This window comes from Actinotalea endophytica, assembly GCF_025717005.1.
Taxonomy (GTDB): domain Bacteria; phylum Actinomycetota; class Actinomycetes; order Actinomycetales; family Cellulomonadaceae; genus Actinotalea.
Map to the genome: position 1 here is coordinate 294,769 of NZ_JAOVZU010000003.1, position 23,704 is coordinate 318,472.

The window sequence follows — 23,704 nt, forward strand, 5'->3', positions numbered from 1 at the left end:
GTCCGGTGCTCAGCCGGCCACGCGTGCGGCGAGGTCGGCACCGACCTGCGACGTGGACCGCACGGCCGAGCCCCGCTCGGCGAGGTCCGCCGCGACGGCCGCCTCGACCCGGGCGGACGCGTCGTCGAGCCCCAGGTGCGCGAGCAGCATGCTCACGCTCAGCACGGTGGCGGTCGGGTCGGCCTTGCCCTGGCCCGCGATGTCCGGAGCCGAGCCGTGCACGGGCTCGAACATCGACGGCGCGGTCCGGTCCGGGTTGATGTTGCCGGACGCCGCCAGGCCGATGCCGCCGGTGATCGCGGCCGCCTGGTCGGTGAGGATGTCGCCGAAGAGGTTGTCCGTGACGATGACGTCGAACCGCGACGGGTTCGTGGTGAGGAAGATCGTGGCGGCGTCGACGTGCAGGTAGTCGGTGGTGACGTCGGGGAACTCGGCGTTGACCCGCTCGACCGTCCGGCGCCACAGGTGCCCGGCGTGCACGAGCACGTTGTGCTTGTGCACCAGGGTGAGCTGCTTGCGGCGCTTCCGGGCACGGGCGAACGCGTCCCGGACCACGCGCTCGACGCCGAAGGCGGTGTTGACGCTGACCTCGTTGGCGACCTCGTGCGGCGTGCCGACCCGGATCGCACCGCCGTTGCCGACGTACGGGCCCTCGGTCCCCTCGCGCACCACCACGAAGTCGACGTCACCGGGGTCGGCGAGCGGCGAGCGGACACCGGCGAACAGCCGGGCGGGGCGCAGGTTCACGTAGTGGTCGAGCTCGAAGCGCAGCCGGAGCAGCAGCCCACGCTCGAGGACCCCGCTCGGCACGTTCGGGTCGCCGACCGCGCCGAGCAGGATCGCGTCGTGCTCGCGCACGGTGGCCAGGTCCGCGTCGGTGAGGGTCTCCCCCGTCGCGTGCCAGCGGCTCGCACCGAGGTCGAGCTCGGTCGTGGCGACCGTGGTGCCGCTGCCGGCGAGCGCTGCGTCCAGGACGCGCAGCCCCTCCTCGACGACCTCGGTCCCGATGCCGTCGCCACGGATCACCGCGAGCCTGATCTCCTGCGCCATGCGTGCCATCCTTCGTGCGCCCTGCGGCGCGTCGTCATCGGTCGTTCGGTCGGGGGTACAGCAGGGTGAAGCGTTCGAGGACGAGCTCGAGCGCGGGCGAGAACTCGACGCCGATCGCCGGCAGCACCCGCCGCCAGTAGCGCTCGTGCTCGGCGCGCCAGGACGTCAGGCTCCGGTCGTCCTCGCCCTCGGCGGCGGCGTGCTCGGCGTCGACCTCGTCGAACCGGCACCTGGTCACCGACGTCGTCCGGATCAGCGCTCCGGGACGCCCGCGGCCGTCCAGCACGATCGACAGGTCACCTCGTCTGGGCTCCGGCTCGTCGGACGCCACGAGTTCCGCGGCCGCGGTGGACGTGCCGGTCTTGACCCCGTCGAGCACGAGCTGGAGCAGCGAGTCCGCAAGCTCGGGCGAGTCCCCGAACGACCACGCCGGCGGCACGATGCTGCCGACGACGCCGAGGCCGGTCCACTCCGGCACCGGCGCCACCTTGGCCCGTGGCCGGGCCACCTCCCAGAACTCCAGCAACGCGACTCTCGCCGTGTCGTCGGAGTCGGGCGCCCGGTCCTCGGGTCCGGGCTGCCCGCCCCGCTCCTGCATGGCCACTCCTCAGCGTGCGGCGTGACCCTCGGAGTAGTCCGCGTCGGTCGGCTTGATCCAGGCGAACATCTTGCGCAGCTCGCGGCCGGTCGCCTCGATCGGGTGTGCCTCGCCCTTCGCGCGCAGCGCCGTGAACTCCGGCGCGCCGGCGTCCTGGTCGGCGATGAAGCGCGCCGCGAACGCCCCGGACTGGATGTCGGCCAGAACGTCCTTCATGTTCTGCTTGACGTGCGGGTCGATCACCCGCGGGCCGGACACGTAGTCGCCGTACTCGGCGGTGTCCGAGACGCTCCACCGCTGCTTGGCGATTCCGCCTTCGATCATCAGGTCCACGATCAGCTTGAGCTCGTGCAGCACCTCGAAGTACGCGACCTCGGGCTGGTAGCCGGCCTCGGTGAGCACCTCGAAGCCGTACTGCACCAGCTGCGACGTACCGCCGCACAGCACCGCCTGCTCGCCGAACAGGTCGGTCTCGGTCTCCTCGGTGAAGCTCGTCTTGATGCCGGCCGCGCGCAGGCCGCCGATCGCCTTGGCGTAGGACAGCGCGAGCTCCCACGCGGTCCCGGACGCGTCCTGCTCGACCGCGACGATCACCGGGACGCCCCGGCCCGCCTCGAACTCGCGGCGCACCAGGTGGCCCGGCCCCTTCGGCGCGATCATCACGACGTCGAGGCCCGGGTCCGGCTGGATGTAGCCGAACCGGATGTTGAAGCCGTGCCCGAAGACCAGCGCAGCACCCGGCTTGAGGTGCGGGGCGATCTCGTCGCGGTACAGGTGCCGCTGCACCTGGTCCGGCGCGAGGATCACCACGACGTCCGCCTCCTGGACGGCCTCGGCCACCGGCAGCACGCGCAGGCCCTGGTCGGTCGCCTTGGCGACCGAGGCCGATCCCTCGCGCAGCCCGACCCGGACGTCCACGCCGGAGTCGCGCAGGTTGAGGGCGTGCGCGTGGCCCTGGCTGCCGTAGCCGATGACGGCGACCTTCTTGGACTGGATGACCGACAGGTCGGCGTCGTCGTCGTAGAACAGCTCTGCCACGGGGTGTCTCCTTCTCGGGTGGTGCTGGTGGTGCGGGTGTGGGTGCGGGTACGCGGTGCCGGCCCGGCGGCCCTCGTCGAGCCTAGGCCTCAGGCCGAGCGCATCACGCGCTCGAGCGCGCGGTCGGTGATCGAGCGCGAGCCGCGCCCGATCGCCACGATGCCGGACTGGACGATCTCGCGGACCCCGAACGGCTCGAGCGCCGCGAGCAGCGCCTCCAGCTTGGCCGGGGAGCCGGTCGCCTCGACGGTCACCGCGTCCGGCACCACGTCGACGACGTGGGCACGGAACAGCTGGACGACCTCGAGCACGTGGGCCCGGGTGGACACGTCGGCCTTGACCTTGACCAGCAGCAGCTCACGCTGCACCGAGGCGTCCGGCTCCAGCTCGACGATCTTGATGACGTTGATCAGCTTGTTCAGCTGCTTGGTCACCTGCTCCAGGGGCAGCTCGTCGACGTCGACGACCACCGTGATGCGCGAGATGTCCGGGTGCTCGGTGGGACCCACGGCGAGCGAGTGGATGTTGAACGCGCGGCGCGCGAACAGCCCGGCCACCCGGGTGAGGACACCCGGCTTGTTCTCGACCAGGACCGACAGGGTGTGCCGGCTCATGCTGCACCTGCTTCCTCGAGGCGGGTCATGTCAGTCCTCCCGGTCCCAGGCCGGGCTGATGCCACGGGCGTACTGGATCTCGTCGTTGCTCACGCCGGCGGCCACCATCGGCCACACCATGGCGTCGCGGGACACCGTGAAGTCGATCACCACGGGCCGGTCGTCGATCTCCATGGCGCGCTTGATCGCGGCGTCGACCTCGCCCTTGGAGTCGACCCGGATGCCCTCCGCGCCGTAGGCGTCGGCGAGCTTGACGAAGTCCGGGATGCGCACCGTGCCGTGCCCGGTGTGCAGGTCGGTGTTGGAGTACCGCGACTCGTAGAACAGGGTCTGCCACTGGCGGACCATGCCGAGCGAGGAGTTGTTGATCAGCGCGACCTTGATCGGGATCTCGTTGATGGTCGCGGTGGCCAGCTCCTGGTTGGTCATCTGGAAGCAGCCGTCGCCGTCGATCGCCCAGACCACCCGGTCGGGGTCGCCCACCTTGGCGCCCATCGCGGCCGGGATCGCGAAGCCCATCGTGCCCAGGCCCCCGGAGTTGATCCACGCACCGGGGCGCTGGTGCTTGATGAACTGCGCGGCCCACATCTGGTGCTGGCCGACGCCGGCGACGTAGACCGCCTCAGGGCCGGCGATCTCGCCGATCCGGGTGATCACGTGCTGCGGGGCGAGCAGGCCGTCCTCGGTGTCGGTGTAGCCGAGCGGGAACGTCTCGCGCCAGTCGTCGATCTGCTTCCACCAGCGCTCGAGGTCCGGCTTGCCGTGCTGCGCGTGCTCACGAGCCAGTTCGGGCAGCAGGTCGGCGATGACCTCCTTGAGGTCGCCGACGATCGGCACGTCCGCGCGGCGGTTCTTGCCGATCTCCGCGGGGTCGATGTCCGCGTGCACGATCAGTGCGTGCGGCGCGAACGACGACAGCTTGCCGGTCACCCGGTCGTCGAACCGGGCCCCGAGCGCGACGATCAGGTCGGCCTTCTGCAGCGCGGCGACCGCGGGCACGGTGCCGTGCATGCCCGGCATGCCGAGGTTCTGCGGGTGGGTGTCCGGCAGCACGCCGCGGGCCATCAGCGTGGTGACCGCGGGGGCGCCGGACTCGTCGACCAGCCGGCGCAGCTCGGCCGCGGCCCCGGCGCGCACCGCGCCGCCGCCGACGTAGAGCACCGGGCGCCGAGCCGTCGCGAGCAGCCGCGCGGCCTCCCGCACCTGCTTGGCGTGCGGCTTGGTGACCGGGTGGTAGCCGGGCAGCTCGACCTCGGCCGGCGGCCACGAGTAGGTCGTCATCGCCTGCATCGCGGACTTCGCGACGTCGATCAGCACCGGGCCGGGCCGACCGGTCGAGGCGATGTGGAAGGCCTGGGCGATCGTCTTCGGGATGTCGGCCGGGTCGGTGATCAGGTAGCTGTGCTTGGTCACCGGCAGCGTGATGCCGACGATGTCGGCCTCCTGGAACGCGTCCGTGCCGATCAGCGACGCCCCGACCTGGCCGGTGATCGCGACCATCGGCACCGAGTCGAGGTTCGCGTCTGCGAGCGCCGTGACGAGGTTCGTCGCGCCGGGCCCGGAGGTCGCCATGCAGACGCCGACCTTGCCGGAGGTGTACGCGTAGCCCTCGGCCGCGTGGCCGGCGCCCTGCTCGTGGCGGACCAGGATGTGGCGCACCGACGAGGAGTCCATCAGCGGGTCGTACGTGGGCAGGATCGCGCCGCCCGGGATGCCGAAGACGGTGTCGACGCCGACGGCCTCAAGCGAACGGACGATCGACTCCGCTCCGGTCATCTGCTGCGGCTGCGCCGGGCGCAGGTCGGCCGGCGTGACCGGCCTCCCGGCCGCCGGCGGCGCCTGCTGGGACCCTTGGACCATCGTTGCTCTCCTGTGTCTCGTCGTGGGGGTGACCCCTGGCATGAAAAAACCCCTCGGCCCGGGTGGGCTCGGCGAGGGGCTGGCGTGGACCGTGGGAGGTCTACGCCTGACTGACTACGACGACGAACGTACGCACGTCCGCGAGACTACGACACCGTTTCCTCTGTGTCACGCTCCGAAGGTCCCGTCTCGCATCGTGGATCACGAGTTCATCAGGTGGATGACATTCGGCGGTGCCGGACTCGCCGCCCGAGCGACCCAGATCAGTCCCGGGCCTGCCACGTGCAGACGCAGGCCTCGTTGCCCTCCGGGTCGGCCAGTACCCAGAACGCGGGCGCGCGGGTGTCCCGGACCAGCGTCCCGCCGGCCGCGAGAGCGGCCGCGACGCGAGCCTCGGCCTCGTCGTGCGGCACCGTGACGTCGAGGTGGATCCGGTTGCGCTGCGGCCGAGGGGCATCCATCTGCTGGAACCACACCGAGGGGTTGATCCCGGCGGGGTCGACGAGCGCCGGCGCGTCGTCGGGATCGGCCGAGCCGTCGTCGGCATAGCCGAGCACGGCCCGCCAGAACGGCACCACCGCAGGGATGTCCAGAGCGTCGATCGCGACCTCGAGAGCGAGCGCCGCCCCGGGTGCGGCCTCCAGACCGAGCTCGTCGACGATCCGGCTGATCTCGGCCGCGAGCGCGGTGTCCCGATCGGTGATGCCACCCGCGTCGTGCGAGACCAGCGAGATGTGCACCACCGGGTAACGAAGGTCGATGTCGGGATGGTGGCCGGCACGCTCGGCGACCTCCGTGATCCGCTCCACCAGCTCCACACCGCGGACGAACGAACCCGTCCGGATCGTGGTGTGCAGCCTGCCCAGCAGCAGCCGCCAGTGGCGCTGGTCGACCGCCGCGGTCGCGGCCCCGCGTGACAGAGTCATGCCGTCAGCGTCGCACCGGCGTCCGACACCCGCGCGCCGGGTGGGCGTCAGCGGGCCGGACGCACCACGTTGAGCGGTGCCCCGCCGGCCACCAGGGTCTCGAGCTGACGACGCACCAAGGCCTCGAACCGTGGGTGGGTCGCGTTGGTGTACCCGCCGACGTGCGGTGTGACCAGCAGGTTCGGCGCGTCCCAGAGCGGGTGGTCATCGGGCAGCGGCTCGGGGTCGGTGACGTCCAGCGCCGCGCGCAACCGGCCGGACCGCAGCTCGGCGAGCAGGGCGTCGGTGTCCACCACCTTGCCGCGAGCCATGTTGACCACCAGGGCGCCGTCCGGCAGCGCGGCGAGGAAGTCGGCGTCCACCAGGCCCGCCGTCCCCGGGGTGAGCGGCACGATCAGGACCACGGCATCGACGGTCGGCAACAGCGAAGCGAGCTCGTCCATGCCGTGCACGTGGCGGCCGTCCTCGTCCCGAGCCGTCGTCGCGACCGGGACCACGTCGACCTCGAAGGCGTCCAGCCGCCGTGCGATCGCGGCTCCCACTGCGCCGTAGCCGAGCACCATCACGCGGCGGTCGGCGAGCGACGACCGGAACACCGGAGCCCACCGGTGCTCGGTCATGGCCCGGGCCGACTCGTCGATGCCGCGCTGCACCGCGAGCAGCATCCCGACGGCGAGCTCGGCGGTCCCGGCGTCGTGGACGCCACGCCCGTTGCACAGCGCCGCGGCCGGCGGCACCAGGTCGACGGCGTACTCGAACCCTGCGCTCGGCAGCTGCACGACGCTGAGGTTCGGCAGGTCGTGCAGCACCGCGAACCCGTCGGCCCGCACGAAGTAGTGCGGGATGACCACGACGTCGACCTCGTCGACCGGGACCGGGAGCGGCGCCCGCAGGTCCCAGCGGACCACCCGGACACCGTCGACCGGGTTCGCGACCAGCGGGTCGTAGAGCTCGTCGTTGGCAACGGTGACGGTGATCATGCCGACATCCTGGCACCCGACGGCACCCGCCCATGACCGATCGTCCGGGTCCGCCGAGATCCGTGGCAGGGGTCGATGGTCACGGTCGTCGATGGTCACGGTCGTCGATGGTCACGGTCGTCGATGGTCACGGTCAGCGGTCCCGGGCCCGCCAGTCCTCCTCGAGCACCGCCATGACGATCACGTCGCACCAGTGGTCGCCGTCCAGGTGCGCCTCGCGCAGCCGGCCCTCGACCGCGAACCCCAGGCTCTCGTACAGCGCGTACGCCCGCGGGTTGATGCTCAGCACGTCGAGCGACACGCGGTGCAGCCCCAGCCCGTCCGGCGCGAAGGCGTGGTCCAGGACGAGCTGGATCGCCTCGCCCCCGAACCCGCGGCCGCGGTGGCTCGGGCGCAGTGCGAGCCGCAGGTTCGCGTTGCGCGAGTGGGCGTCGATCTGGTTCAGGACGATCTCGCCCAGGTACTCGTCGGTCAGGTGGGTGATCGCCCAGTCCGCCCGGCCGTCCCGGTCGGCGACCTCGGCGCACCACACGTCGACCTGCTCACGCGTGAACACCTCGGTGGTGCCGGTCTGCCTGGTCCCCTCGGGGTCCTGGGTGACCATCTCCCACATGCCGTCGGCGTCGTCGGACTGGATCGGGCGCAACGTGACCATCTCGCCACGCAGCGTCGGCATGCCCTTCATCGCGGAACGCTCACCACCGGTTCAGCCCTGTCCCACTCGTTCGAGCACGATCTCGCGAACCCGCGCGGCGTCGGCCTGACCACGGGTCGCCTTCATCACGGCCCCGATGATCGCGCCGACCGGGCCGAGGTTGCCCGACCGGATCTTGTCCGCGATGTCCGGCTGCGCGGCGAGCGCCTCGTCGACCGCGGCGACCAGCGCGCCGTCGTCGGAGACGACCTCCAGGCCGCGGGCCGCGACCACCTGCTCCGGGGAACCCTCGCCGGCGAGCACGCCGGCCAGCACCTGCCTCGCCAGCTTGTCGTTGAGGCGGCCCGAGTCGACCAGGCCCTGCAGCTCGGCGATCTGCTCCGGCGTGATCGGCAGCTGCTCGAGATCCGTGCCGTCGGTCTTCGCGGTCCGCGCGAGCTCGCCCATCCACCACTTGCGGGCCGCGGCGGGCGTGGCACCGGCCGCGACCGTCGCCTCGATCAGGTCGACCGCGCCAGCGTTGACCACGTCCCGCATCTCGGCGTCGGCGAAGCCCCACTCCCCCTGCAGCCGCTTGCGGCGCACCGCAGGCACCTCCGGCAGCGTGCCGTGCAGCTCGGCCACCCACTCGCGCGACGGCGCGACCGGGACGAGGTCGGGCTCGGGGAAGTACCGGTAGTCCTCCGCGTCGGACTTGATCCGGCCCGGCGTGGTGATGCCGGTGTCCTCGTGCCAGTGCCGGGTCTCCTGGGTGACGGTGGCGCCCGAGTCGAGCACCGCGGCCTGCCGCGAGACCTCGTAGCGCACGGCACGCTCCACCGAGCGGAACGAGTTGACGTTCTTCGTCTCGGTGCGGGTGCCGAGCGGCGAGTCGGGCGAGGGCCGCAGCGAGACGTTGACGTCCGCCCGGACGTTGCCCCGCTCCATCCGGGCCTCGGACACGTCGAGCGCGCGGAACAGGTCGCGCAGGTAGCGGACGTACGCCGCAGCGACCTCGGGCGCCCTCGCGCCGGTCCCGGTGATCGGCTTCGTGACGATCTCCACCAGCGGGATGCCGGCGCGGTTGTAGTCGACCAGCGAGTACTCGGCGCCGTGGATCCGGCCGGCCTGCCCGCCCACGTGGGTGTTCTTGCCGGCGTCCTCCTCCATGTGTGCCCGCTCGATCTCGATCCGCACCGGGGTGCCGTCCTCGAGCTCGATCTCGACCCAGCCGTCGTACGCGATCGGCTCGTCGTACTGCGAGGTCTGGAAGTTCTTCGGGATGTCCGGGTAGAAGTAGTTCTTCCGGGCGAACCGGCACAGCTCGGCGATCTGGCAGTTCAGCGCCAGCCCGATCCGGATCGCCGACTCCACGGCCTTGCCGTTCAGCGACGGCAGCACGCCCGGCAGCCCCAGCGAGACCGGTGTGACCTGCGAGTTCGGGGGCGCGCCGAACTCGGTGGGCGCACCGTCGAACATCTTGGACACGGTGCCGAGCTCGACGTGCACCTCGATGCCGAGCACCGGGTCGTACCGGTCGACGGCCTCGTCGTAGGGCACCAGGTCGGTCGTGGCGCTCATCGCGCGCTCCCCTCGGTCGTCGATCCGCTCAGCTCCGGCGCGCGGGACAGGAGCGGGGCTCCCCAGCTCGCCTCGAGCAGCGTCTCCAGGGCGGCGCCGACCCGGTAGAGCCGGTCGTCCGCCCGGGCGGGTGCGAGCACCTGGAAGCCGACCGGCAGACCGTCGTCCGACAGGCCGCTGGGCACCGAGAGGCCGGGGACGCCGGCCAGGTTCGCCGGGATCGTCGCGACGTCGTTGAGGTACATCGCGAGGGGGTCGTCGAGCTTCTCGCCGAGCTTGAACGCCGTGGTCGGCGCGGTGGGCGACACCAGCACGTCCACCTGCTCGAACGCGGCGGCGAAGTCGCGCTGGATCAGGGTGCGGACCTTCTGCGCGCTGCCGTAGTAGGCGTCGTAGTAGCCCGCGGACAGGGCGTACGTGCCGAGGATGATCCGGCGCTTGACCTCGTCGCCGAACCCGGCGCCGCGAGTGGCCGCCATGACCCGTTCCGCGGTCGCCGGACCGTCCTGGGGCAGCACGCGCAGGCCGTACCGCATGCCGTCGAACTTGGCGAGGTTGCTCGACGCCTCGCTCGGCAGGATCAGGTAGTACGCCGCGAGCGCGTGGCCGAAGTGCGGGCAGGACACCTCGCTGATCTGGGCGCCGGCACCGCGCAGCACGTCGAGCGCGGCCTCGAACGAGGCCCGCACGCCCGGCTGGTAGCCGTCGCCGGACAGCTCGGTGACGACGCCGACGCGCACCCCGGACAGGTCACCGGTCAGCCCCTGACGGGCTGCGGCGACGAGTGGCGGCAGGGCTTCGGGAAGCGAGGTGGCGTCGCGCGGGTCGTGCCCGCCGATCACCTCGTGCAGCAGCGCGGCGTCGAGCACCGTCCGGGTCACCGGACCGGCCTGGTCGAGGCTCGAGGCCAGCGCGATCAGCCCGTAGCGCGACACCGAGCCGTAGGTGGGCTTGACGCCGACCGTCCCGGTCACCGCGGCGGGCTGACGGATCGAGCCGCCGGTGTCCGTGCCGATCGCGAGCGGTGCCTCGAACGCGCCGACCGCAGCCGCGCTGCCGCCGCCCGAACCACCGGGGATCCGGTCCAGGTCCCACGGGTTGTGGGTGTTGCCGTACGCCGAGTGCTCGGTGGAGGAGCCCATCGCGAACTCGTCCATGTTCGTCTTGCCGAGGATCGGCATGCCCGCGGCCTTGATCCGGGTCACCAGCGTCGCGTCGTACGGCGGCACCCAGCCCTCGAGGATCTTCGAGCCGGCGGTCGTGGGCATGCCCTCGGTGACGACGACGTCCTTGACGGCGATCGGCACGCCCGCGAGCGGGTGGAGCTCGTCGCCGGCGGTGCGGCGGGCGTCCACGACCCGCGCGGTGGCCAGCGCCTCGTCGGGCGAGACGTGCAGGTACGCGTGCACGGCGCCGTCGACGGCGGCGATCCGGTCGAGGTGGGCCTGGGTCAGCTCGACGCTGGTCACCTCGCCCGCGGCCAGCAGACCGGCCAGGTCGGCAGCGCTGCGGCGCGTCAGGTCGTCGCCCATCACGCCTCCTCACCGAGGATCTGCGGCACCGAGAACCGGCCGTCCTCGGCATCGGGCGCGCCGGAGAGCGCCTGCTCGACGGTGAGCGGCTCCTCGGCGACGTCGGCGCGGAACACGTTCGTCAGCGGGATCGGATGGCTGGTGGCCGGGACGTCGTCGGTGGCGACCTCCTGCACGCGGGCCACGGACTCGACGATCACGTCGAGCTCGCCCGCGAGCCGGGTCAGCTCGGCATCGGTGAGGTCGATCCGGGCGAGGCCGGCCAGGCGCGCGACCTCGTCACGAGAGATGGTGGACATGGCCGCGAGTCTACGGGCCGTGTGTTGCGGCGCGATGACCGGACCGCGGGGACGATTGGCCCAGTCGGCCTGACCGCGACGGGGGAATGGTGACCCGCGTGACCGACGCGGCGCTGCCCTACGGACCTGTCATGACGCGGCTGCTGGAGCCGATGCGGCGCGGATTCCTGGTCGTGAACCGCCGGGTCACCGCCCCGCTCCTGCGCAACGGTCTCGGGCCCCTGATCGCCACACCCGTGACGGGCTCGATGCTGTTGCTGCGCACCCGGGGACGGCGCAGCGGCGTGATCCGCGAGGCGCCGCTCGGGTACGCCGTCCGTGCCGGCGAGGTCCTGGTCGTCGCCGGGTACGGGAGATCGGCGCACTGGTTCGCCAACGCGCTCGCCGACCCGCGCGTGGAGCTGGTGCTGCCGGGCGCCCGGTTCGCCGGCACGGCCCGCGAGATCACCGACCCGGACGAGCGCCGCGAGGCGTTCGACGTGACCATCCGCGCGATGGGTGTGGTCGGCCGGGCGACGCTCGGCGACCTGGACGCCGCGTCACCCGAGCGGATCGACGAGCTCGCCGCCGCCTTTCCCGTGCTGGCGATCACACCGACCGCCCTGCTCGACGGGCCGTTCGACCCGGGCGGTGTCGGAGTCCGCTGGACGGCGGGCGTGGCCACCGCGCACAGCGCGCTGGTCGTCGGGGCCTGCTACCTGGCGCGCCGCTGTGCGCGCCGGGGCCCGCGCTCGGGCGGCTGAGCCGAGCGATCGAGCGCCGGAGACCCGCTCAGACCGGCGCGCCGACGTGCCGCATGAGCGCGAGCAGCGCGTCCCCGTACGCGTCGGCCGCGGTCGGAGCCGCGAAGTCGACCGGGTCGGCGTCGGGCAGACGGGTCGTCACCACCCACTCGGCACGAGCCCCCCGGGTCAGGGCGACGAACGCCCCACCGAGCAGCTCGCGCAGCTGGTCCTCGCGCGGCAGCCACAGCACGTCCTCCTGGGCGACGGAGTCCAGTGCCCACTCGGTGGTGCCGTTGAAGCCCAGGATCGTGCCCGTCGGGTAGTGGTGCGCCTCGATCGTCATCTCCGAGAGCGTGAAGACCTCGCCGACGAGGTCCGGCTGCGGGATGACGAAGCGGTCGCCCGGCGCGGGAGTCCAGTGCAGCCCTGCGTCGCGCAGCGCCGCGGCACGGTGCTCGGAGATCTCCATCCGGCCAGTGTCGTCGGGGCGGCGGTGCCACGCGACCCCTCGACGCCCCCGAACCGCCGCCGGCGCCGCGGGCGCCGCGGGCGCCGGACTGCTCAGAGCTCGGCGTAGGTGTACTCGTCCACCTCGACGAAGCCCAGCGAACGGTAGAGGGAGGACGCCGCGGTGTTGGCGATCTCGACCTGGAGGAACGCCCGCTGCGCCGGGCGCCCGTCCTCGTCCGGCGCACCGAGGGCGGCGAGCGTCAGGGCACGCCCGAGCCCGCGACGCCGGGCACGCTCGTCGACCGCCAGGCAGGACAGGGCGACCCAGTCCCCGGCCCTGGCCGCGCGGACCACCCCGATGACCCCGTCGCGGTCCCGCGCCGTGAGGTACCGGGCGGGCACGCCGGTCAGCAACCGTCTCGCGACCTCGGTGGCGACGTCGCCGGACGTGCGCGTCTTGGTGCCCAGCCAGCCCGCGAGCCACGCGTCATCCGGGGCCGGGGCGACGTCGACGCCGGACGCGGCGGCCCCGGCCTCCCCTGCACCGCGCACCGGGCGCGCGAGGACCCGCGTCGTCGAGACCGTGCGGTAGCCGCGCGCGTCGAGCTCGGCGCGCAGCGGACCGGCGGCCGGCGCGGGCGAGCGATCGGTGGCGAGGCGCAGGATCGGCCGCTGGCCGGCCGCCCGGTAGGCGGCCTCCACGTCGTCGAGCGACGCGAGAGCGCCGTCCTGCGAGTCGAGCAGCACCGCGCTGTTGCCACGGCGGGTGAAGCCCGCGGAGATGCCGAGCTGCCACGGTCCGATCATGCGGGTGCTCAGCGGCGGCCACGTGGCGACCTCGAGGCGCGGTCCGGGCCGGTCCACCAGGTCGGCGACGTAGACGAGGGCGGCGCCGGTCTCGACCCGCCAGTCGCGATCGGGTGCCCGCCGCAGCCCGAGCCGTGCATAGAGCCGCTGAGCGGTCCCCATGAACTCGACCGTGGTGAGCACCACCCGCGCTGCGCCGTCGCCGCGGGCACGATCCAGGGCGGACCTCACCAACGCCTCACCGACACCTCGTCCGCGTGCCACCGGGGCGACCGCGAGCATCCGCAGCTCGTGCTCGCCCGGCTCGGCGACCTCCGCCCACGGGGTGCCCGCGGGCGCCCGGGTGAGGGTCCCGACGACGGTGCCGTCCTCGACGGCCACCAGCAGGTCCGCCTCGGCGGCGCGCGTCGCGGCGTCACCGAGCTCCGCGGTGTACCAGTGCCCGGCGGGCACGTGGCCGTCCGTGACGTAGGCCGCCACGCACACCTCACCGGCCGCCGCCACGTCCTCCGGCCGGGCCGCACGTACCTCGATCACGCGCCGCCCTCGACCCGATCGGCAACCGCGTCGGGCCCACCCGCGAGCAGTGCGTCGAACCCGGCCTCGTCGAGGATCGGCCGGCCAAGCTCGCGCGCCTTCGTCTCCTTGGACCCTGCGTTCTCGCCGACCACGACGAAGTCGGTGTTCTTCGAGACGCTGCCCGCGGCCTTGCCGCCGCGCACGAGGATCGCCTCCTTCGCACCGTCGCGCGTGTAGCCGACGAGCGACCCGGTCACGACGACGGTCAGTCCCTCGAGCGTGCGCGGCACGGACTCGTCCCGCTCGTCACGCATCGCGACCCCGGCGGCAGCCCAACGGTCCAGGATCTCGCGATGCCAGTCCTCGGCGTACCAGTCCAGGATCGACTCGGCGATCGTCGGACCCACGCCGTCGACCTCGGAGAGCACCGCCACGGCCGCGTCCCGGTCCCCGTCCAGGACGTCGCGCAGCGCGGTCATCGAGCCGAACCGCTGCGCGAGCGCGCGCGCCGCCGTCGGGCCGACGTTGCGGATCGACAGCGAGACGAGCACCCGCCAGAAGTGCTTGGTCTTCGCGGCGTCGAGCTCGTCGAGCAGGGTCAGCGCGGCCGAGGACGGCTCCCACTGCGGCAGCGTCCGACCCTCGCCGGCCGCCGCGGCGACCGCGGCCCGCGAGTGCTTCGCCGCCTTGCGGAACGGCGAGCGACGGCGCACGACGCCGTCGTCGTCGGCGCGCGGCTCACCGGTCTCCGGGTCCCGCACCACGACCTCGACCTGCATCAGCCGCTCGAGGCTCGCGGCCCGAACGCGCTCGCGCTGCTCGGCCGGCGCGTCCGCGGGGTAGCCGACCAGCTCGAACAGGTCCGCCTCGTTGACCACCGGTGGCTGCTCCGGGACCTCGGGCTGGGTGAGCGCCGCGGCGGTCACCTCACCGAGCGCCTCGATGTCGAGCCCGCCGCGGGAGCCGATGTGCTCGACCCTGCCGCGCACCTGCGCCGGGCAGGTCCGCGCGTTCGGGCAGCGCAGGTCGACCTCGCCCTCGCGCATCGGGCGCAGCGGGGTGCCGCACTCCGGGCACCGGTCCGGCATGACGAAGTCGCGGCGAGGCCAGTCGTCGTCCGCCGCGCGCGGCGCCGGCCCGACGATCTCCGGGATGACGTCGCCCGCCTTGCGCAGCACGACCATGTCACCGATCCGCACGCCCTTGGCCCGCACCACGTCCTGGTTGTGCAGCGTGGCCATCGACACCGTCGACCCCGCGACCCGGACCGGCTCCATCACGCCGAACGGCGTGACCCGGCCGGTGCGCCCCACGTTGACCTCGATCGACAGCAACCGGGTGTTGACCTCCTCGGGCGGGTACTTGAAGGCGATCGCCCAGCGCGGCGCACGGCTGGTCGCGCCGAGCCGGCGCTGCAGCGCGACCTCGTCGACCTTGACCACGATGCCGTCGATCTCGTGCTCGACGTCGTGCCGGTGCTCGCCGTAGTACTCGATCATCTCGAGCACACCGGCCAGGGAGTCGACCACGCGCGAGCGCCCCGAGACCGGCAGTCCCCACGACTCGAGCAGCCGGTAGGTCTCGGACTGCCGCACCGTGGCGGCCTCGTGCCCCGCCCAGACCAGCGCCCCCGTGCCGTGGCAGATCAGCCGGAGCGGCCGGGCCGCCGTCACGCGCGGGTCCTTCTGGCGCAGCGACCCGGCGGCGGAGTTGCGCGGGTTGGCGAACGGCGCCTCGCCGGCGGCGACCCGTGCCGCGTTGAGCGCCTCGAAGTCGGCGACCGGGAAGTACACCTCGCCGCGCACCTCGATCCGCTCGGGCACGTCGTCGCCCGTGAGGCGGTGCGGGACCCCGGTGATCGTCTTGACGTTGAGCGTGACGTCCTCGCCGGTCCGCCCGTCGCCACGGGTCGCCGCGCGCACCAGGCGACCGTCCTCGTAGAGCAGCGCGATCGCGAGACCGTCGATCTTCAGCTCGCACAGCCAGTGCAGGTCCTCGCCCGCCCCCTCGAGGTCGCGGTGCACGCGCTCGGCCCACGCGGCGAGCTCCTCGGCCGAGAACGCGTTGTCGAGGCTCATCATCGGCTCGACGTGCTCGACGGTCGCGAACTCGGTGGAGAACGTGCCGCCGACCAGCTGGGTCGGCGAGTCCGGGGTGCGCAGCTCGGGGTGGGCCTCCTCGAGCTCGCCGAGCTCGCGCAGGAGCGCGTCGTACTCGCCGTCCGAGACGGTGGGCGCGTCACGGACGTAGTACGCGAACTGGTGCTCGCGGATCTGGTCGGCGAGGGTTGACCAGCGCCGCAGCGCCGCGGTGTCGCTCTCGGTCGCGGGGTCGGTGCCGGGATCCGTCTCGCTCGTGCTCACCGACCCATCATGGCGGCACCCGCCCACACGCCGCCCACGCCACGCACGCACGCTGCACGCACGCTGCCCGCACCGGCCCGCACCAGCGCGCGCCGGCCTGCGCCCGGTCGCACGCGCCGCCCGCGTCACGCATGGCGCACGCGACGTCCCGGTCCCGCGACCCCTAGGCTGGCTCGCCATGAGCGACGCGGCCACCCCCGACGCGGCCACCCCCGACGCGCCGGCCGGCGACGACCCCTACGGCTGGCTCGAGGAGGTCGACGGCGAACGCGCGATGGGCTGGGTGCTCGAGCGCAACGCCGAGACCCTGGCCGGCCTCGCGGCGACCGCCGAGTTCGCGACCACGCGGGACGCCGTCCGCGAGGTGCTGGACTCCCCCGCCAAGATCCCCGAGGTCAGCCTGATCGGCGACCGGCTCTACAACCTCTGGCGGGACGCCGAGCACCCGCGCGGGCTGTGGCGACGCACCACGTGGGACTCCTACGCGACCGCCGAGCCCGAGTGGGAGACGGTCCTCGACATCGACGCGCTGAACGCCGCCGAGGGCGAGGACTGGGTGTGGCACGGAGCCAAGGTCCTTCGCCCTGACTTCCGCCGCGCCCTGGTCGACCTGTCGCACGGTGGCTCGGACGCCGACGTCACCCGAGAGCTCGACCTCGAGACGCTGCAGTGGATCGCGCCCGAGGACGGCGGATTCGAGCGGCCGGAGGCCAAGGGGTCGCTGTCCTGGGTCGACCTGGACACCGTGCTGGTCACCACCGACCTCGGGCCGGGTACCACGACCACGTCCGGCTACCCCCGCACGGTGCGGCTGTGGCGGCGTGGCACACCGATGGCGCAGACACCGGAGCTGTTCGCGATCGACGAGCAGGACCTCGCGGTCGACGCCTGGCACGACCACACCCCCGGCTTCGACCGCGACTTCGTGGTCCGGGCGATCGACTTCTACAGCGCCGAGACCTGGCTGCGTCGCCCGGACGGCGAGCTCGTGCTGATCGACGTGCCGCGCAGCGCCGAGACGTCCGTGCACCGCGAGTGGCTGCTGATCCAGCTCCGCGAGGACTGGACACCCGTGCCCGGCGGCGCGACGCACCCGGCCGGGAGCCTGCTCGCCGCGCCGCTCGAGGCGTGGCTCGACGGGTCGCGCGACCTGACGCTGCTGTTCGTGCCGACCGCGTCGACCTCGCTCGCCGGCCTCACCTGGACCCGTCACCACCTGCTGCTCACGGTGCTCGACGACGTCCGGACCACGGTCGTCGCGCTGACCCCGCCGGACCTGCCCGAGGTCGCCGCGGCGTGGTCCCCGGTCGCCGTGCCAGGCCTGCCGGAGCTCGGCACGGTCGCGGTCCGCGCCGTCGACCGGTACGAGTCGGACGACGTGTGGCAGGTGACGACCGGCTTCACGACCCCCGCGACCCTCTCCGTCGCGACGGTCGGCGCAGAGCCGCGCGAGCTCAAGTCCGCGCCTGCGTTCTTCGACCCCGAGGGCGTCGAGGTGGTGCAGCACTTCGCCCGCTCCGACGACGGCACGCGGGTCCCGTACTTCCTGGTGCGCGGCACCGGCGCCCCGGCCGACGGCACGGCCGCGACCCTGCTCTACGGCTACGGCGGCTTCGAGATCTCCCTGCTGCCGTCCTACTCGGGGGCACTGGGGCGGGCCTGGCTCGCGCAGGGCGGCGTGTACGCGCTGGCCAACATCCGCGGCGGCGGCGAGTACGGCCCGTCGTGGCACCAGGCCGCGCTGCGCGAGAACCGGCACCGCGCCTACCAGGACTTCGCGGCGGTCGCTCGCGACCTGGTCGCCCGCGGTGTCACGACCGCAGCGCACCTCGGGATCCAGGGCGGCTCGAACGGTGGCCTGCTCACCGGGAACATGCTGACGCAGTACCCCGAGCTGCTCGGCGCCGTGGTGATCCAGGTGCCCCTGCTGGACATGAAGCGCTACTCCCACCTGCTGGCCGGAGCGTCCTGGATGGCGGAGTACGGCGACCCGGACGACCCGGACGACTGGGAGTTCCTCCGGACCTTCTCGCCCTACCACCTGCTCGACGGGTCGCGCGCCTACCCGCCCGTGCTGCTGACCACCTCGACCAGGGACGACCGGGTCCACCCCGGTCACGCCCGCAAGGTCGCCGCGTGGCTGCGCGACCACGACAAGGACGTCACGTACTACGAGAACGTCGAGGGCGGGCACGGCGGCGCGGCCGACAACGCCCAGGCGGCGTTCATGTCGGCGCTGGCCTACCGCTTCCTCGCCGAGCGTCTGGGGCTCGACCGCACCTAGGCACGCGGTCCCGGGTCCGGGGGTCAGCCGTCCGCGGCACGCTCGGCCAGCGCCTCCGCGACCCGCACGGCCGTCCTGATCTCGTAGGCGGCCGCCTGGAGGTTGCCCAGCACCTGGTCGCCGGCGCCGCTGGTGTCGGTGTGCACCACGACGTCGGCCAGGCCCGCCACCGGCAGGCCCATCTCTCGCCACGGCTTGTGGATCAGCGCAGCGAGCTTCGCGATGTCCGGTCCGCCCTTGCGCGGGTGGTCGCGCGGCAGGCCGAACCACGGCCGGGTGCCACGCTCGACCAGCTCCGCCACGGCCTCCCACTGCGGACCCCGCACGCCGGCCGCGGCCAGCCCGATCCCGTCCGCCGACGTCGCCGCCATCGCGGCCAGCGACCGGGACGCGAAGCGCGACCCGCCGTGCACCACGACCCGGTCCGCACCGGCCGCGCGCAGCCGGGCCAGCACCCGGTCGAGAGCCGCTGCGGCCTCGGGCGCCGCGACCGCCGCGATCCGGCCGTGCCCCGAGAACGTCGAGACCGCTCCCCCGATCACGTCCGGCAGGTTCGGCTCGCGGAGCACGACCCTGATCTGCGCGTGCGGTGCCGCCTCCCGGACCCGAACGGTGAGCAGGCCGAGCCCCTCGGCGAGCGAGTCGACCAGGTCCCGCACGGCGCCGTGGTCGGACAGCACGCGATCCCCGCGCGCGAGCCAGAGCTGCGAGGCGAGGGTCCACGGGCCGCGAGCGCTGACCATCAGCGGACCACCCCAGCCGTTCCCGAGCACCGCGAGCGCGTCCAGGTCCTCGCGCAGCAGCGCGGCCGCCCGCTCGACGTCGACGCCCGGCCGGTCGGCGAGCTTCCAGCCGTGCGTGCCGAGCTCGGTGGGCATCTCCTCGAGGATCGCCGCGGTGCGGGCCACCGTCGTGGCGTACTCGCCGCGCTTGGGCATGTGCACCAGCGGCGGGATGCCCTCCACCCCGGTGGCGGTCGAGGCGAGCTCGGTGAAGGCGACGTCCTGCGCCTTGAGCACCTTGTGCCCCGGCCACGGCCCGAGTGCGCTGACCCCCGTCATGCCGCCACCCGCAGCGTGCGGTCCACGGTGGCCTGGGCGATCACCCGGTCGCCGTCGTAGAGCACGGCGGACTGGCCCGGCGCGAGGCCACGGACCGGCGCGTCGAAGGCGACGTCGATCCCGTCCGCGGTCGCACGAACGCGGGCGGCCACCGGCGTGCCGTGCGCACGCAGCTGCGCCGAGCACGACCGCCAGTCGGCCGCGGGCTCCTCGAACCACACCGGGTCGGAGCCCGCGAGGCCCTCGACGCCGAGCAGCTCGGCCGGTCCGACCACCACCGTGTTCGTGACCGGCTGCACGTCGAGCACGTACCGCGGGCGCCCGTCGGGCGACGGAGTGCCGAGCCGCAGACCCCGGCGCTGGCCCACCGTGTACGCCCACGCGCCGTCGTGCCGCCCCACGACCGCTCCGTCGGCGTCGACCACGTCGCCCGGCTCGGAGCCGAGATGGGTGCGTAGGAAGCCTTGCGTGTCACCGTCTGCGACGAAGCACAGGTCCACCGAGTCCGGCTTGGTGCTCACCGGGAGCCCGCGACGAGCCGCCTCGGCCCGCACCTCCTCCTTGGAGTCGGTCTCACCGAGCGGGAAGAGGGCCCGGGCCAGACGGTCCGGTCCCATCACGGCGAGCACGTACGACTGGTCCTTGGCGGCGTCGCGTGCGCGGAGCAGGGCCGGGGTGCCGTCCGCCCCGGTCGTGGCGCGCGCGTAGTGCCCGGTCGCCACGGCGTCGAAGCCGAGCGCGAGGGCCTTGTCGAGCAGCGTCGCGAACTTGATGTGCTCGTTGCACCGCACGCACGGGTTCGGCGTGCGGCCCGCGGCGTACTCCGAGAGGAAGTCCGCGACCACGGTCTGCTCGAACCGCTCGGACAGGTCCCAGACGTAGTACGGGATGCCGAGCAGGTCGGCCGAGCGGCGCGCGTCGGACGCGTCCTCGATGGTGCAGCACCCGCGACCGCCCTCACGTCCCGGTCCGCGGTCCCGCGACAGCGCCATGTGCACACCGACGACCTCGTGCCCGGCGTCCACCGCACGGGCCGCCGCGACCGCCGAGTCGACGCCCCCGGACAGGGCGGCCAGCACACGCATGCGCACAGCGTACGGGGCCCCCGGAGGGGCCCCGCACCGATCGGGCGCCGCGACCGGGGCCGTCGCGGCGCCCGACGCTCACGGCACCGGCGTCAGGTCGAGGTAGAGCACCATCGGGTCCCAGCTCTGCCTCAGCACCCCGCCCGGGACGAGCGTGAAGACCGTCGCCGTCTCCCAGGTCGACGCGCCGTCGGCGAAGCCCGGCAGCCAGCCGTCCTTGACCGCGCCGACCTTGACGTCGCCGGGCTGCAGACCGTCGACCAGGTAGTACCCGTCACCGTCGGCGACGGTCTCGCCCAACGGCGCACCGGACGCCGCGTCGTACACCGTCACGGTCGCACCACCGAGCGGGTCGAACTCACCGAGCACCTGCCCCTGCACGGCAGGCTCGCCGTACATCGTCAATCCGACGGCCTGGGTCTCCCCATCGACGAGCACGATGGTCGCCGCGTCGGCGAACGTGTCGGTCTGTCCCGCGTACACGGTCAGCCAACCGTCCTTGTCTGCCCGCACCGTGTAGCTACCCGGTGTCAGCCCGGCGAAGGCGAAGTCGCCGAACGTGTCGGTCGTCGCGGTCGCAAGCTCGGCTCCCGAGCCGCGGTCGAGCAGGGTGATCGTCACCCCGCCCAGGGGGTCGTCCCACGGGTCGTTCGGGTGATCCTTGAACCCGAAGACGTTGCCCCTCAGCGTGCCGCCCGGCGTCAGGTCGATGTAGAGCACCATCGGGTCCCAGCTCTGCACGAGTGTCCGACCCGGCACCAGGGTGAACACCGTCGCCGCCGCGAGAGTGCCGACGCCGTCGGCGAAGCCCGGCGACCACCCGTCGTGGGTCGCGCCGACCTTGACGTCGCCGGGCATCAGACCCTCGACCCGGTAGTGGCCGTCGCCGTCGGCGACCGTCTGGGCGAGCACGTCACCCGAGGCGGCGTCGTAGACGGTCACCGTGGCCCCGCCCAGCGGATCCATCCAACCGAGCACCTGACCGGCCACGGCGGGCCGGGCGTACAGGGTCGTCTCGAGCCACGCCGCCTCAGCGCCGGAGAGCGTGAAGGTCTGCGCGTCGGCGAGGGTGTCGGACTGGCCGGCGTACATCGGCAGCCACCCGTCCTTCTCGGCCAGCACGGTGTACGTGCCGGGCGGGATCTCGGAGAACCGGTAGGCACCGTACGCATCGGTCAGGGTCGTGGCGGCCACGTCACCGCCCGGCAGCGCGAGCAGCGACACCGTCACGCCCGGGAGTGGGCCGTCCCAGCCGTCGACCGGGTCGTCCCTGATCCCCGTGACCTCCCCGTACAGCCTCGGCATCAGCATCAGGTCGATGTAGAGCACGCCGGAGTCCCAGGACTGCGACAACGTCTGCCCCGGCTGCAGGGTGTACACCGTGGCGTCCGCGAGCGTGCGGGCACCCTCCGCGAAGCACGGCAGCCACCCGTCCTTGGCCGCACCGACCTTCACCTCACCCGGCGTCAGACCCTCGATCCGGTACGTGGTCTCGTACTCTCCGAGCTGCACCGAGGCGATCGGCTCGCCGGTCGCGGCGTCGTACACCGTCACCGTGGCACCACCGAGCGGGTCGAAGTTGCCCAGCACCTCGCCCGTCACGGCGGGCTCGGCGTAGATGGTGAGCCCGGTCGCCTGGACCTCACCGCCGACGAAGGTGAATGTCGCCGCGTCGGCGAGGTCGTCGGCCTGCCCGGCATAGACCGGCAGCCACCCGTCCTTCTCCGCGAGCAGGGTGTACCCGCCGGGGGCAACCCCGTCGAACCGGAAGTCACCGAGCTCGTCGGTCTGGGTCGTGGCGACGGTCGCACCGGTCGTCGCGTCCAGCAACGTGACCGTCACACCGCGCAGCGGGTCGTCCCAGCCGTAGACCGGGTCGTCCCTGATCCCCAGGACCTCACCCATCAACGTCGACATCGGCGTCAGGTCGACATAGAGCACGATCGGGTCCCAGGACTGCGAGAGCGTCTGCCCCGGCTCGAGGGTGTACACGGTGGCGTCCGCCAGCGTGCGGACACCGTCGGCGAAGCCCGGCAGCCACCCGTCCTTGGTGGCACCGACCTTCACCTCACCGGGCATCAGACCCTCGATCCGGTACGTGGTCTCGTACTCTCCGAGCTGCACCGAGGTGATCGGCTCGTCCGTCGCGGCGTCGTACACCGTCACCGTGGCACCACCGAGCGGGTCGAAGTTGCCCAGCACCTCGCCCGTGATCGCAGGCTCGGCATAGAGCGTCATGCCGGTCGACTGCACCTCACCGCCGTAGAAGGTGAACGGTGCCGCGTCGGCCACGTTGTCCACCTGCCCGACGTAGATCGGCAGCCACCCGTCCTTCTCCGCCCGGAGCGTGTAGGTCCCCGGAGCCAGCCCGTCGAACCGGAAGTTGCCGAGCTCGTCCGTCCGGGTCGTCGCGAGCGCCTCACCCGTCTCCGTGCCGAGCAGGCTCACGGTCGCATCCGGCAACGGACCGTCCCAGCCGAGCTCGGGGTCGTCCCGAACGCCGTGGACCCACCCCATCAGCGTCGACATCGGCGTGAGGTCGATGTAGAGCACCATCGGGTCCCAGGACTGCGTGAGCGTCTGCCCAGGCTCGAGGGTGTACACGGTGGCGTCGGCCAGCGTGCGGACACCGTTCGCGAAGCCCGGCAGCCACCCGTCCCGCGTGGCGCCGACCTTGACGTCACCCGGCGGCAGGCCGGTGATCAGGTAGGAGGACTGGTACTCCCCCAGCTCCACCGAGGTGATCGGCTCGTCCGTCGCGGCGTCGTAGACCGTCACCGTCGCGCCACCGAGCGGGTCCATCCAGCCCAGCACCTCGCCGGTGACCGCCGCGGTGGCCGGCAGCAGGGCGAAGTCCACCGAGAGCGGCCGGCCCTTGCGGACGGTCAGGACCGTCGCGTCACTGCGGTCGGCGGCCCGGTCGTACCAGGTGACCTGGCCGTGGGACGTCGCACGCAGCTCCACGTCGCCGAGCGGCACCCTGGTCACGGAGAACCGGCCGGCTGCGTTCGTGGTCGCGCTCCCGACCACGCCGCCGCCCGCCGCGAGCACGTCGACCACGACGCCGCGAACGCGGTCGCTGTCCATCGTGACGACGCCACCGACCTCACCGGTCAGCGGAGGCAGCAGTCTCGCATCGCAGCCCGCGCCGGCCATGAGGGCCAGTGCGACCAGGGCAACGACGGCGGCGCCGCGGGTTCGCAGGGATCGGACCGGAGCACGATGGATGCCGCGCATGGTCTTGCCTCTCACCCGGGCAGTCGGCGACCGCCGGACGCGGCGCTCCGGCTGCACCCAG

19 protein-coding genes are annotated in these 23,704 nt (G+C 73.0%); 2 read left to right on the forward strand and 17 right to left on the reverse strand.

Going from position 1 to position 23,704, the window contains the following annotated elements:
* Window positions 1–9: 9 nt before the first annotated feature.
* From OEB99_RS06945 to gatC, 11 genes are all read right to left on the reverse strand, one after another.
* Complete coding sequence (locus OEB99_RS06945; RefSeq protein ID WP_263509231.1) at window positions 10–1,050, reverse strand: 3-isopropylmalate dehydrogenase; 1,041 nt, start codon at window positions 1,048–1,050, stop codon at window positions 10–12.
* A gap of 34 nt (window positions 1,051–1,084) precedes the next feature.
* Window positions 1,085–1,648 (reverse strand): ASCH domain-containing protein, encoded by a 564-nt coding sequence (locus OEB99_RS06950; protein ID WP_263509232.1) that lies wholly within the window; start codon window positions 1,646–1,648, stop codon window positions 1,085–1,087.
* Between the two features lie 9 nt (window positions 1,649–1,657).
* Complete coding sequence (gene ilvC / locus OEB99_RS06955) at window positions 1,658–2,686, reverse strand: ketol-acid reductoisomerase (protein WP_263509233.1); 1,029 nt, start codon at window positions 2,684–2,686, stop codon at window positions 1,658–1,660.
* 89 nt (window positions 2,687–2,775) lie between these two features.
* Entirely contained in the window at window positions 2,776–3,300 is a 525-nt protein-coding gene (gene ilvN / locus OEB99_RS06960; protein WP_263509235.1) for an acetolactate synthase small subunit, read from the reverse strand.
* A gap of 30 nt (window positions 3,301–3,330) precedes the next feature.
* Window positions 3,331–5,160: an acetolactate synthase large subunit gene (locus OEB99_RS06965; protein WP_263509236.1), complete on the reverse strand. Its 1,830-nt coding sequence runs from the start codon at window positions 5,158–5,160 to the stop codon at window positions 3,331–3,333.
* 263 nt (window positions 5,161–5,423) lie between these two features.
* Window positions 5,424–6,086, reverse strand: coding sequence for a 4a-hydroxytetrahydrobiopterin dehydratase (locus OEB99_RS06970; RefSeq protein WP_263509239.1), 663 nt, complete (start codon window positions 6,084–6,086; stop codon window positions 5,424–5,426).
* A gap of 47 nt (window positions 6,087–6,133) precedes the next feature.
* Window positions 6,134–7,066, reverse strand: coding sequence for a 2-hydroxyacid dehydrogenase (locus tag OEB99_RS06975; protein WP_263509240.1), 933 nt, complete (start codon window positions 7,064–7,066; stop codon window positions 6,134–6,136).
* A 133-nt stretch (window positions 7,067–7,199) separates the two neighbouring features.
* Window positions 7,200–7,751, reverse strand: coding sequence for a GNAT family N-acetyltransferase (locus tag OEB99_RS06980; RefSeq protein WP_263509241.1), 552 nt, complete (start codon window positions 7,749–7,751; stop codon window positions 7,200–7,202).
* A gap of 21 nt (window positions 7,752–7,772) precedes the next feature.
* Window positions 7,773–9,281: an Asp-tRNA(Asn)/Glu-tRNA(Gln) amidotransferase subunit GatB gene (gene gatB, locus OEB99_RS06985; RefSeq protein WP_263509242.1), complete on the reverse strand. Its 1,509-nt coding sequence runs from the start codon at window positions 9,279–9,281 to the stop codon at window positions 7,773–7,775.
* Entirely contained in the window at window positions 9,278–10,813 is a 1,536-nt protein-coding gene (gene gatA, locus OEB99_RS06990) for an Asp-tRNA(Asn)/Glu-tRNA(Gln) amidotransferase subunit GatA (protein ID WP_263509244.1), read from the reverse strand. Before gatA ends, gatB begins: the two co-directional genes overlap by 4 nt.
* A complete protein-coding gene (gatC, locus tag OEB99_RS06995; RefSeq protein WP_263509245.1) occupies window positions 10,813–11,112 on the reverse strand; it encodes an Asp-tRNA(Asn)/Glu-tRNA(Gln) amidotransferase subunit GatC in 300 nt (99 codons plus the stop codon). The genes gatA and gatC overlap by 1 nt, the downstream gene beginning before the upstream one ends.
* Window positions 11,113–11,243: 131 nt before the next feature.
* On the opposite strand from gatC, the gene OEB99_RS07000 reads away from it, so the two are divergent.
* Entirely contained in the window at window positions 11,244–11,855 is a 612-nt protein-coding gene (locus tag OEB99_RS07000) for a nitroreductase family deazaflavin-dependent oxidoreductase (RefSeq protein ID WP_263509246.1), read from the forward strand.
* Window positions 11,856–11,883: 28 nt separating this feature from the next.
* Here OEB99_RS07000 and OEB99_RS07005 read toward each other — a convergent pair whose 3' ends face one another.
* The 3 genes from OEB99_RS07005 to ligA all read right to left on the reverse strand — a co-directional run bounded on the left by OEB99_RS07005 (window position 11,884) and on the right by ligA (window position 15,976).
* Window positions 11,884–12,306 (reverse strand): pilus assembly protein CpaE, encoded by a 423-nt coding sequence (locus tag OEB99_RS07005; RefSeq protein WP_263509247.1) that lies wholly within the window; start codon window positions 12,304–12,306, stop codon window positions 11,884–11,886.
* A 92-nt stretch (window positions 12,307–12,398) separates the two neighbouring features.
* Window positions 12,399–13,631, reverse strand: coding sequence for a GNAT family N-acetyltransferase (locus tag OEB99_RS07010; protein ID WP_263509248.1), 1,233 nt, complete (start codon window positions 13,629–13,631; stop codon window positions 12,399–12,401).
* The gene (gene ligA, locus OEB99_RS07015) at window positions 13,628–15,976 is read right to left on the reverse strand and encodes an NAD-dependent DNA ligase LigA (RefSeq protein WP_263509250.1); all 2,349 of its coding nucleotides are present in this window, start codon (window positions 15,974–15,976) and stop codon (window positions 13,628–13,630) included. Before ligA ends, OEB99_RS07010 begins: the two co-directional genes overlap by 4 nt.
* 178 nt (window positions 15,977–16,154) lie before the next feature.
* Between ligA and OEB99_RS07020 the strand changes: the two genes are divergently transcribed.
* A complete protein-coding gene (locus OEB99_RS07020; RefSeq protein WP_263509252.1) occupies window positions 16,155–18,260 on the forward strand; it encodes a prolyl oligopeptidase family serine peptidase in 2,106 nt (701 codons plus the stop codon).
* Between the two features lie 23 nt (window positions 18,261–18,283).
* Here OEB99_RS07020 and OEB99_RS07025 read toward each other — a convergent pair whose 3' ends face one another.
* The 3 genes from OEB99_RS07025 to OEB99_RS07035 form a co-directional block, all read right to left on the reverse strand.
* Window positions 18,284–19,321 (reverse strand): uroporphyrinogen decarboxylase/cobalamine-independent methonine synthase family protein, encoded by a 1,038-nt coding sequence (locus tag OEB99_RS07025; RefSeq protein ID WP_263509254.1) that lies wholly within the window; start codon window positions 19,319–19,321, stop codon window positions 18,284–18,286.
* Window positions 19,318–20,406, reverse strand: a complete 1,089-nt coding sequence (mnmA, locus tag OEB99_RS07030; RefSeq protein WP_263509255.1) for a tRNA 2-thiouridine(34) synthase MnmA — start codon at window positions 20,404–20,406, stop codon at window positions 19,318–19,320. The genes OEB99_RS07025 and mnmA overlap by 4 nt, the downstream gene beginning before the upstream one ends.
* A 78-nt stretch (window positions 20,407–20,484) precedes the next feature.
* Window positions 20,485–23,658, reverse strand: coding sequence for an MSCRAMM family protein (locus OEB99_RS07035; protein WP_263509256.1), 3,174 nt, complete (start codon window positions 23,656–23,658; stop codon window positions 20,485–20,487).
* Between the last annotated feature and the right edge of the window lie 46 nt (window positions 23,659–23,704).